The sequence below is a fragment of the Streptomyces sclerotialus genome, from assembly GCF_040907265.1.
Lineage (GTDB): Bacteria > Actinomycetota > Actinomycetes > Streptomycetales > Streptomycetaceae > Streptomyces > Streptomyces sclerotialus.
Map to the genome: position 1 here is coordinate 7,267,336 of NZ_JBFOHP010000002.1, position 11,104 is coordinate 7,278,439.

At 71.2% G+C, this 11,104-nt stretch carries 6 protein-coding genes and 1 pseudogene; 4 read left to right on the top strand and 3 right to left on the bottom strand.

Going from position 1 to position 11,104, the window contains the following annotated elements; all coding sequences use genetic code 11:
• The first annotated feature begins 100 nt into the window (after positions 1-100).
• Positions 101-1,690: a cation:dicarboxylate symporter family transporter gene (locus tag AAC944_RS31985; RefSeq protein WP_438272842.1), complete on the top strand. Its 1,590-nt coding sequence runs from the start codon at positions 101-103 to the stop codon at positions 1,688-1,690.
• 50 nt (positions 1,691-1,740) lie between these two features.
• On the opposite strand, the gene AAC944_RS31990 is transcribed toward AAC944_RS31985, so the two are convergent.
• Positions 1,741-3,240 (bottom strand): Gfo/Idh/MocA family protein, encoded by a 1,500-nt coding sequence (locus tag AAC944_RS31990; RefSeq protein WP_078888446.1) that lies wholly within the window; start codon positions 3,238-3,240, stop codon positions 1,741-1,743.
• A gap of 473 nt (positions 3,241-3,713) precedes the next feature.
• Between AAC944_RS31990 and AAC944_RS31995 the strand changes: the two genes are divergently transcribed.
• Complete coding sequence (locus AAC944_RS31995) at positions 3,714-5,093, top strand: alpha-amylase (RefSeq protein WP_030612068.1); 1,380 nt, start codon at positions 3,714-3,716, stop codon at positions 5,091-5,093.
• Positions 5,094-5,213: 120 nt separating this feature from the next.
• Here the strand turns inward: AAC944_RS31995 and AAC944_RS32000 are convergent, their stop codons facing one another.
• On the bottom strand, positions 5,214-8,156 hold the full coding sequence (locus AAC944_RS32000) for an FAD-binding and (Fe-S)-binding domain-containing protein (RefSeq protein ID WP_030612066.1): 2,943 nt from the start codon (positions 8,154-8,156) through the stop codon (positions 5,214-5,216).
• A gap of 28 nt (positions 8,157-8,184) precedes the next feature.
• Positions 8,185-8,667, bottom strand: coding sequence for a MarR family winged helix-turn-helix transcriptional regulator (locus tag AAC944_RS32005; RefSeq protein ID WP_051871596.1), 483 nt, complete (start codon positions 8,665-8,667; stop codon positions 8,185-8,187).
• A gap of 123 nt (positions 8,668-8,790) precedes the next feature.
• On the opposite strand from AAC944_RS32005, the gene AAC944_RS32010 reads away from it, so the two are divergent.
• On the top strand, positions 8,791-10,689 hold the full coding sequence (locus AAC944_RS32010) for an ABC transporter ATP-binding protein (protein WP_078888445.1): 1,899 nt from the start codon (positions 8,791-8,793) through the stop codon (positions 10,687-10,689).
• 10 nt (positions 10,690-10,699) lie between these two features.
• Positions 10,700-11,072 (top strand): annotated as a pseudogene (locus AAC944_RS32015) (ATP-binding protein); the annotation flags it as partial.
• Positions 11,073-11,104: the final 32 nt, after the last annotated feature.

Sequence of the window (11,104 nt, forward strand, 5' to 3'; positions counted from 1 at the left end):
TAGTGACGGACCGCGGAAGTCCTCTTCCGTATCCCAAAATCCGTCCTAGGGAGAGCCCGTGCCGCACGCCACCGGATCGCTCGCTCGCCGGGCAGGCCGCTTGCTGCGCACCAGTCTGTTCACGCAGGTCCTCGTGGCCCTGCTCGTCGGAGTCCTCGTCGGACGGTTGTGGCCGCAGTTCGGCTCGGCCGTCCAGCCGCTCGGCGACGGCTTCGTCCGCCTCATCAAGGCGATGATCGCTCCGCTCGTCTTCTGTGTCGTCGTCGCCGGCATCACCAAGGCCGGCGACCTCAAGGCCTTCGGCCGGATCGGCCTCAAAGCGCTGATCTGGTTCGAGGTGGCGACCACCGTCGCGCTCGTCGTGGGCCTGCTCGCGGGCAACGTCTTCGGCCCCGGCGCGGGTATGCACGTCGACCCGTCGTCGCTCGACCAGAGCGCGGTGGACGAGAAGACCGGTGGCGGGCAGCTGCCCTCCACCACGCAGTTCATCCTCGAATCACTGCCGGACAGCGCGGTCGGGGCGTTCGCGGAGAATTCCCTGCTCCAGGTCCTCGTACTGTCCTGCCTGGTGGGGGCAGCGCTGCTGCACCTCGGGCAGACGAAGGTGCCGCAGATCCTGCCGTTCATCGAGCAGGCGCAGGAAGTCGTCTTCACGATCGTCGGCTACATCATGCGCCTCGCGCCGCTCGCCGTCTTCGGGGCGACCGCGCACCTCGTGGGGGAGTACGGCCTCGGCGCGATGACGACGTACGCGAAGCTGATCGCGGTGTGTTACGGCGTCGCGCTGGCCTTCCTCGTGTTGCTGGCACTCGCGCTCAAGGCCGTCACGGGGCTCAGCCTGTGGAAGTTCGTCCGCTACACCCGCGAAGAGCTGCTGCTGGCCCTCGGTACGGGCTCCAGCGAGACCGTGATGCCGCGGATGATGCAGAAGCTGCGGGCCGCGGGCTGCCGGGACGACGCGGTCGGTCTGGTGCTGCCGACCGGCTACTCCTTCAACCTCGACGGTGCGTCGATCTACCTCTCCATCGGCACGCTCTTCATCGCGCAGGCCATCGGAGTCGATTTGTCGATGGGGCAGCAGATCACCGTCGTGCTGGTGCTGATGCTGACCAGCAAGGGGATGGCGGGCGTGCCCGGTTCGGCGTTCCTGGCGCTGTCGGCGACCGCGTCCGCGCTGGGCGTCATCCCCGCGGCGGCGGTGGCGCTGCTGCTCGGCGTCGACCGGATCATGGACTCGATGCGCGTCGCCACCAACCTGCTCGGCAACTGCGTCGCGGTCTTCGCCGTGTCCCGCTGGGAGGGTGCCCTGGACCGCGTGACGGCGAAGCGGGTTCTCAACGGCGAGGCGGCCGCCGCAGCTCCGGAGACGCCCGGCGTCCCGAAGGTGCCCGCCGCCGCGGACGTGCCCGCGGCCCCGCAGACGTCCACCGTTCCGCAGACGTCCGCCGCTCAGCAGACGTCCACCGTTCCGCGGACGTCCGCCGTTCAGCAGGCATCCGCTGTTCCGCGGACGTCCGCCGTTCAGCAGGCATCCGCTGTTCCGCGGACGTCCGCCGTTCAGCAGGCATCCGCCGTTCCGCAGGCGTCCGCTGTTCCGCGGACGTCCGCCGCTCAGCAGGCGTCCGCCGCTCAGCAGACATCCATCGCTCCGCAGACGTCCACCGCCCCGGACGCAACCACCGAGAAGTGACCCTCTCCGGGGGCCCGGCCGGCCCGAGGCGGCCGAGCCCCCGGAGGCCGTCACGCCTTCGGCTTCTCCGAGTCCATCCCCGGCCGCGCCTTCTTCCAGCCCCCGCGCGTGAAGTCCGGGATCTCCATCGGCTTGCCGTGCGCCTTGATCGACAGGTCGCTCAGCGGTACCGGCGCGGTCCACGTCGCCGCGTCGTACACGTCGAAGTCCGGTACCAGGCCCAGGTGCATGCACTGGGTCAGCCGGAAGACCATCATGTAGTCCATGCCGCCGTGGCCGCCGGGCGGGTTGGCGTGTTCCTTCCACAGCCAGTGATCCCACTCCGCGAACTCACCGAAGTCGTGCCACTGGTCATCACTGTGGCCGGGCTCAAGATAGATCCGCGACGGATAGTCCTCGAAGACGCCCTTCGTGCCGCCCAGGCTGTTGATGCGGCTGTACGGGTGCGGCGTGGACACGTCGTGTTCGAGACGGATCACCCGGCCCTTGGCGGTCTGGACGAGGGAGATCGTCCGGTCGCTCTCGATGTACGTCTCCTTCCAGCTCGGGTCGCCCGCCGGCATGTGCTCCTTGCGGTAGGCGGCCAGGCCGAGGGCGGGGGTGCCGAAGCTGGAGATCCGCAGCGCGCGGTCGCCGCGGTTGACGTCCATGTAGTTGGCGACGGGCCCGAACCCGTGGTTGGGGTACAGGTCGCCGCGCAGCCGGGTGTGCCACAGCCGCCGCCACGGACCCTCGTAGTAGTCGGGGTCGAACATCAGACCGCGCAGGTCGTGGTTGTAGGCGCCGGCGCCGTGCAGCAGGTCGCCGAAGAGGCCCGCGTGCGCCATGCGCAGCACCCGCATCTCGTTCCGCCCGTAACAGCAGTTCTCCAGCTGGAGGCAGTGCTTGCGGGTGTACTCCGAGAGGTCGACCAGCTCCCACAGCTCGTCCAGCCGGAGCGCTATCGGGCACTCGACGCCCACGTGCTTGCCGTTCAGCAGGGCCGTCTTCGCCATCTCGAAGTGCAGGTCCCAGGGCGTCGCGACGTACACGAAGTCGATGTCGCCGCGTTTGCAGAGGTTCTCGTAGTCGCGCTCGCCCTTGGCATAGACGGCAGGGGCCGGCTGCCCCGCGTCGGTGACCTTCTTCGCGGCCTTGGCGGTCTTCTCCTTGACCGGGTCGCACACCGCGACGACCTGGGTGTTCGGTACGGCGAGGAAGAGGTCGATCATGGAGCCGCCGCGGTTGCCGAGGCCGACGATGCCGACGCGTACGGTACGGCGCCCCTCGAACGGTACGCCGATCATCGTCCTGCCGCGCCGCTTCGGTGGCGTGGCGGTGCCGGCGGTGCCGGGGGCAGCGCCGGGCGCCGGTGCGGCCGCCGCCGTACCGCTCGCGCCGAACGCGCCCAGCCCGGCGAGCCCGAGCCCGGCCCCCGCCGTGCCCGCTGTCCGCAGGACCGACCGGCGGCTCGGTCCGTCCCCGTCGGGTGCACCGGCCGGCTGAGCGCCGTCCAGGGCCGAGTGGCGGCGGCTCTCGTCGTCGTGCTGCTCGGGTCTTGCGTCATGCATGGGGCCTCCTGGAGTTACGGACGGTGCCCGGCGGCTGCGTGCGTGGACCTGTGTGCTGCGTGCATGGACTCGGTGGGGCCGGGTGCATGGACCTCGGTGCTGTGTGCGTGGACTCGGTGGGCCGGTGGAGCTGCGTGCGGGTGGAGCCCGGTACGGACGGCCGCGCCCCGGTCTCCGCACGGATGTGCGCATGCGGGTGGGGTTCGGGACGACGTATGCCGGTGTGCGTGCGCGGACCTCGGTGAGGACCCTGACGCTTGATACGTACGCGCCACAAGGGGGTGAATTGGACTCCTGAGGTGAACACTTGGACTCTTCTCTTGCGCAAGTGACTGGAATTTCTTGCGGAATGCCTTGACGTGTTCACTTCGTAAAGGCAGGCTCCTCCGCGGATTCCCCCCACGGGCGGCCTCGGCGCGTGGCTGCCTTCGAGGGCGTGGTGTCCTGCCGCGCCCGCTCGTTGAAGGAGCCGCATGTTGCATCACCGATCCCGGATACTCGGCGGCACACTGGCCGGCGTGCTCGTCGCCGGCGGCCTCGCCGCGCTCGCCCCCTGGAGCTCGCAGGCCACCCCGCCCGGAGAGAAGACCGTCACCGCCACGCTGTTCGAACGGCCGTACGCGGACGTCGCCAAGATCTGCACCGACCAGCTCGGCCCGGCCGGCTACGGCTACGTCGAGGTCTCGCCCGCGACGGAGCACATCAAGGGCGACCAGTGGTGGACGTCGTACCAGCCGGTCAGCTACAAGATCGCGGGCCGGCTCGGCGACCGGGACGCCTTCGCCTCGATGGTCTCCGCCTGCCACAAGGCGGGCGTCAAGGTCATCGCCGATGCCGTCATCAACCACATGTCGTCCGGGTCCGGCACGGGGACCGGCGGCACGCAGTACACGAAGTACGACTACCCGGGGTACTTCCAGGACCAGGACTTCCACTCCTGCCGCAAGGACATCTCCGACTACGGCGACCGCGACGACGTGCAGAACTGCGAACTGGTCGGACTCTCGGACCTGGACACCGGCAGCGACGCCGTCCGCACCACCATCGCGAAGTACCTCGACGACCTGCGCTCGCTCGGCGTCGACGGCTTCCGCATCGACGCGGCCAAGCACATGGCCGCCGATGACGTGGCCGCCATCAAGGGCAAGATGAGCGATCCCGGCTTCTGGGTCTCCGAGGTCATCCACGGGGGCGGCGAGGCCGTCCAGCCGGACGAGTACACGGGCGTCGGCGACGTCGACGAGTTCCGTTACGGGGGCCACCTCAAGAGCGCCTTCCAGGGCGGCAGTATCGCCCAGCTCAAGTCCGTCGCCGACGGGAAGCTCGACAGCGGGTCGGCACGTACCTTTGTCGACAATTGGGACACCGAGCGTAACGGCTCGACGCTCACCTACAAGGACGGCGCGACGTACACGCTCGCCAATGTCTTCATGCTGGCCTCGCCCTACGGCTCGCCGAACGTCTACTCCGGCTACGAGTGGTCCGACAAGGACGCGGGCCCGCCCAGCGGCACCGACGGCTGGACCGGCATGCACGCGAAGCAGGAGATCACCGGAATGGTGGGCTTCCGTAACGCGGTCGGCGGCGCCGAGCTGACCGACTGGTGGGACAACGGGTCGAGCGCGATCGCCTTCGGGCGCGGCGACAAGGGCTTCGTCGCCCTCAACGCCGGGGACGGCGAGCTGTCACAGTCCTTCGCCACCTCGCTGCCCGCCGGTACGTACTGCAACGTCGCCAAGGCCGCGCCGGACTCCTGCGACGGCAACACCGTCACGGTCGGCGACGACGGCAAGGCGCAGCTGACCGTGCCCGCGAAGGGCGCGGTGGCCCTGCACGTGGGCGCCAAGAGCTGAACGCGCACCCGTACCCGCGAGCTGAACGTACACGCGTACCCGTGAGCTGAACGCACACCCGTACCCGCGAGCTGAACGCACACCCGCACTCGCGTACGTACGTCATGGCGCGGCCCGTCCTCAGGCGGGCCGCGTCGCGCGTTCCAGCTCCATGAGTACGGAGTAGTACCCGCGGCCCTGTGTCGCGTGGTCCATGCCCACCTCGCACATGCGGTTCGCCGACAGGTGCGCGTCGAAGTGACGGGACGTCACCTCGGCCGCCTCCCGGGCCGTCGCCGCCTCGGTCAGCTCCTTGTGCAGCATCCCGCGGTCGCCCGCGAAGGCGCAGCAGCCCGCGTCGTCCGGTACGACGACCTCCTCGGCGCACGCCTCGGCGACCGTGCGGAGCTGCGCCTCGTCACCCAGGTGGCGCATCGAACAGGTGGGGTGCAGCACCGCCGAGTCCACCGTCCGCACCACCTCCAGGTGCGGCAGCAGTTCCTCGGCCGCCCAGACGACGGAGTCGACGACGGTCAGCTCGGCGTGCAGCTGCTTGTTGTCCTCGGTGAGGTACGGGACGACCTCGTGGGCGATGCCGAGGGTGCAGGAGGAGGCATCCACCACGAGGGGCAGCCGGCCGCCCGCGGTCCAGCCCCAGGCCGCCTCCACGATCCGGTTCGCCATCACGGCGTTGCCCTCGTCGTAGCCCTTGGAGTGCCAGATCGTGGCGCAGCAGGTGCCCGCGACGTCGTCCGGGATCCACACCGGCTTCCCGGCCCGCCGGGAGACCGCGACGACGGCCTCGGGGAGGGACGGGCCCTCGTACCCGTCCGGTTCGCCGAAGATGCGGTTCACGCAGGCCGGGTAGTAGACGGCGACCGCGTCCTGCTTCCGGGTGGGCGGCAGCCGGCGGGCCGCGGCGCCGGGGATCTCGGGCAGCCAGCGCGGTACGAGGTCGGGGCGTACGGCCTTGCGGGCGGCCTCCGTCACGGTCTCCAGCAGCCGGTCGCCGATCCGCGCGCCGATCCGGTCGGCCGTGGCGACGGCGAGCCGGGCCGACGCCTCGACGGCCTTGAAACGCTTCGCGGTGAGCGCGGCGGCCTTCTCCTCGCGGGGGGAGTGCCTGCGGTGCCGGAAGTCCTTCATCATCGCGCCGGTGTCGATGCCCACCGGACAGGCCAGCTTGCAGGTGGAGTCGCCCGCGCAGGTGTCGACCGCGTCGTAGCCGTACGCGTCCAGGAGCGCGCCGGTCACCGGCGAGTCCGGGTGCTGGCGCATCATCTCGCGGCGCAGCACGATGCGCTGGCGGGGCGTGGTCGTGAGGTCGCGGCTGGGGCAGACCGGCTCGCAGAAGCCGCACTCGATGCAGGGATCGGCGACCGCCTCGACCTCGGGGATCGTCTTCAGGCCGCGGAGGTGGGCCTTCGGGTCACGGTCCAGGACGACGCGCGGGGCGAGGATGCCGTGCGGGTCGAACAGGTCCTTGATCCGCCACATCAGGTCCGTGGCGCGCGGGCCCCACTCCAGCTCCAGGAAGGGCGCGATGTTGCGTCCGGTGGCGTGCTCGGCCTTGAGTGAGCCGTCGAAGCGCTCGACGGTCATCCGGCAGAACTCGTCCATGAAGGCCGCGTACCGTGCCACGTCCTCGGCCTTGGACGCGTCGAACGCGAGCAGGAAGTGCAGGTTGCCGTGGGCGGCGTGACCGGCGACGGCGGCGTCGAAGCCGTGCCGCGCCTGTAGCTCCAGCAGCGCCGTGCAGGCGTCCGCGAGCTGTGCGGGCGGTACGGCGAAGTCCTCGGTGAGCAGGGTCGTGCCCGAGGGCCGGGAGCCGCCGACCGCGGTGACGAACGCCTTGCGGGCCTTCCAGTAGCCCGCGATGGTGCCGGGGTCGCGGGTGAACGCGTTGGTGACGGACTCGACCGGCGCGACCAGCTCCAGTTCGCTCAGTACCTCTTCGGCGGCGGCTTCGTACGCTGCCTGCCGCTCGTCGTCCGGGGCGCGGAACTCCACGAGCAGCGCGGTCGTTTCCGTGGGGAGTGCCGCCCAGTCGGCGGGTACTCCGGCGACCCGGACCGAGGCGCGCAGCGTGTTGCCGTCCATCAGCTCCACGGCGAGCGCGCCCGCCTCGGTGAAGCGCGGGACGGCGGCGGCCGCGGCCCGCAGATCGGGGAAGAAGAGCAATGCGGTGGAGGTGCGGCGGTCCAGTGGGAGGGTGTCGAACACCGTCTCCGCGATGAAGCCGAGGGTGCCCTGCGAGCCGACGATCAGGCCGCGCAGGATCTCGACGGGTGTGGCGCCGTCGAGGAAGGCGTCGAGCCGGTAGCCGTTGGTGTTCTTGAGCTCGTACTTGGCGCGGATGCGGGCGACCAGCTCGGGGTCGGCCTCGATCTCCGCCTTGAGGGCCAGTAGGCCTTCGTACAGCGCCGGTTCGGCGTGGGCCAGCTCCACGTCGGCGGCCGGGTCGGCGGTGTCCACGACCGTGCCTGACGGCAGCACGATCGTGGCGGAGGCGAGCGTGCGGTAGGAGTTCCGGGTGGTGCCGGCCGTCATGCCGGAGGCGTTGTTGGCGACCACGCCGCCCACGGTGCAGGCGATGGCGCTGGCCGGATCGGGCCCGAGCAGCCGGCCGTGGCGGGCGAGCGTGATGTTGGCCCGCGCTACGGTCGTGCCGGGGCCGATGCGGGCACGCTCGCCGTCGCCCAGCACCTCGATCCCGTCCCAGTGGCGGCGCACGTCGACGAGGATGTCCTCGCCCTGCGCCTGGCCGTTGAGCGAGGTGCCGGCGGCGCGCAGGACGACCTTCCGGCCGTGACCGTGCGCGTAGGAGAAGACGGCGGAGACGTCGTCGATGTCCTCGGCGACCACGACGGCCTGCGGAACGAAGCGGTAGGGGCTCGCGTCGGAGGCGTACTTCACCAGATCGGAGAGGCCGTGCAGGACCTTCTCCGGGCCGAGCAGCGCGATCAGGTCGCCGCGCAGCGGTTCGGGGGTCCCGGACGCCTGCTCGTCCGGCACCCGGTCGACCGCCGGGCCCTCGGTCGTGGCGGGACGCAGGGCGGTCGGCTCCGGCTCCAGCAACGGCATGGCTTCTCCTCGTCAGCGGCCCATCGGGTCAGTGGCGCCGCCCCGGCTCGTCGACCAGGGTGGACAGCAGCCCGCCGAGCAGCTCGCGCTGGTCGGCGGTCAATGGAGCAAGGATGTCCTCCGCGGCGGCCCGGCGCGCGCTCCGCAGCGCTCCGAGTGTCGTCCGGCCGGTCTCGGTCAGCTCGATCCGTATGACGCGGCGGTTGGCCGGGTCCGGTACCCGGCGGACCGCGTCCGCCGCTTCCAGCGCGTCCACCAGGGTGGTCACCGCGCGCGGTACGACGTCCAGCCGGGCGGCCAGGTCCGCCATCCGGGGCGGGGTGTCGCAGTGGGCCACGATGCGCAGCAGCCGGGACTGCGCGGGGGTGAGGGCGAGCGGCTCCAGATGCCGCTTCTGGGCGCGGTGCATGCGCCGGGTCAGCCGCACCAGCTGCTCGGCCAGGTCGGTGTCGGGTGCGCTGTGGCTGCCGGCGCGTCGGCCGGTGCTCGTACCGGTGTGGGGCGAGGGCATGCGGCAAGGTTATCAGGACATCGTTCATTGTGAGTATAGGTAACAATGGGCTAGGCTCGGCTGCTGCTGCCGTCGGCGCCGCCCGGCACCGGCGCCTCTCCCCGAACCCTCCGAAGGAGCTCGTTGCGTCCCGAAACCCTTGACTGGACCCCGCCGCCGAAGGACGAGCAGCAGCCCGTCCAGCTGCGCCGGATCCTCCGCCTCTTCCGCCCGTACCGCGGCCGGCTGGCCCTGGTGGGCGCGCTCGTGGCCGCCGCCTCCCTGGTCTCCGTCGCCTCGCCGTTCCTGCTGCGCGCGGTCCTCGACGTGGCGATCCCCGAGCGGCGCACCGGACTGCTCAGCCTGCTCGCGCTCGGCATGATCGCCACCGCGGTGCTGAACAGCGTCTTCGGCGTGCTGCAGACCCTGATCTCCACCACCGTCGGCCAGCGCGTCATGCACGACCTGCGGACCGGTGTCTACGCCAAGCTGCAGCGGATGCCGCTGGCGTTCTTCACCCGTACGCGCACCGGCGAGGTGCAGTCCCGCATCGCCAACGACATCGGCGGCATGCAGGCCACCGTCACCTCCACCGCGACCTCCCTGGTCTCCAACCTCACCAGCGTCGTCGCCACGGTCGTGGCCATGCTCGCCCTGGACTGGCGGCTCACCCTCGTCTCCCTCCTGCTGCTCCCCCTGTTCGTCTGGGTCAGCCGGCGGGTCGGCAACGAGCGCAAGCGGGTCACCACCCAGCGGCAGAAGCAGATGGCCACGATGTCCGCGATGGTCACCGAATCGCTGTCGGTCTCCGGCATCCTGCTCGGCCGCACGATGGGCCGCGCCGACTCGCTCACCGAGAACTTCACCAAGGAATCCGAACGGCTGGTCGGCCTGGAGATCCGCGCCAACATGGCGGGCCGCTGGCGGATGGCCACCATCGGCATCGTCATGGCCGCCATGCCCGCGCTGATCTACTGGGCGGCGGGCCTCGTTCTCCAGCTCGGCGGCCCCGCCTTCTCCCTCGGCACGCTCGTCGCCTTCGTCTCCCTCCAGCAGGGACTGCTGCGCCCGGCCACCTCACTGCTGACCACCGGCGTGCAGATACAAACCTCGCTCGCGCTCTTCCAGCGCATCTTCGAGTACCTCGACCTGCCGGTGGCCATCACCGAGCCCGAGAAGCCGGTACGGCTGGCGGCGCCCCGCGGTGAAGTCCGCTTCGAGAACGTGTCCTTCACGTACGACCCCGCCGCCGCGCCCACCCTGAGCGGCATCGACCTGACCGTCCCTGCGGGCGGCAGCCTCGCCGTCGTCGGCCCGACCGGCAGCGGCAAGTCCACGCTCAGCTATCTGGTGCCACGGCTGTACGACGTGACCGGCGGCCGGGTGACCCTGGACGGGGTGGACGTCCGCGCGCTGGACTTCGACACGCTCGCCCGTTCGGTCGGCGTGGTGTCCCAGGAGACCTACCTCTTCCACGCCTCGGTCGCGGAGAACCTGCGGTTCGCCAAGCCCGACGCGACCGACGAGGAGATCGAGCGCGCCGCGCGGGCCGCCCAGATCCACGACCACATCGCGGCCCTGCCCGACGGCTACGACACCGTCGTGGGCGAGCGCGGCTACCGCTTCTCCGGCGGTGAGAAGCAGCGCCTGGCCATCGCCCGCACCATCCTGCGGGACCCGCCGGTGCTGGTGCTCGACGAGGCCACCAGCGCCCTGGACACCCGTACCGAACACGCCGTCCAGCAGGCCATCGACGAACTCTCGGCGGGCCGTACGACGATCACCATCGCGCACCGCCTCTCCACCGTCCGCGACGCCGACCAGATCGTCGTCCTGGACGCGGGCCGGATAGCCGAACGCGGCACGCACGACGCCCTGCTGGCCGCCGACGGCCGCTACGCCGCCCTGGTACGCCGGGACGCCCACGCGACACCGGACGGCTCACACCCCGCGGCCCCGGAACCGGGCGGCTCGCGGCCCGGGGCACCGGAACCGGAGGGCGGAGAGGAGCCGCTGTCCCCGCCACGCGCCGTCGTCTCCTAGGCCCGGCCCCATGCTCCTGTGGGTCAACGGTCCCCTCGGCGGCGGCAAGACGCAGACCGCGTACGAGATCCGGCGGCGGCTGCCCGGCAGCGTGATCCGCGACCCCGAGCACATCGGCCCGGGCTGCATCGGGCACTCCCACCCGATATGCGGGGCGGCTTCCAGGACCTGCCGGTCTGGCGACAGGGCGTGTACGGCAGGACGCGCGCCCGCGCCACGAGACCGTCGCCGTGCGGCGGCTGGACCGGTGCCTGGAGCAGCTGGTGAAACCGGAGTTCGCCGAGCACCTGTGGACCGACCGCCGCACCGTCCCCGAGGTGGCCGGCCGCATCGCCGCCTCGGCCGGCCTGCGGCTGCCCCCGAACACCGGTGGCCCCCTCCGGGACGGCTCCGCAGGGCCGGGGTTATGACACAG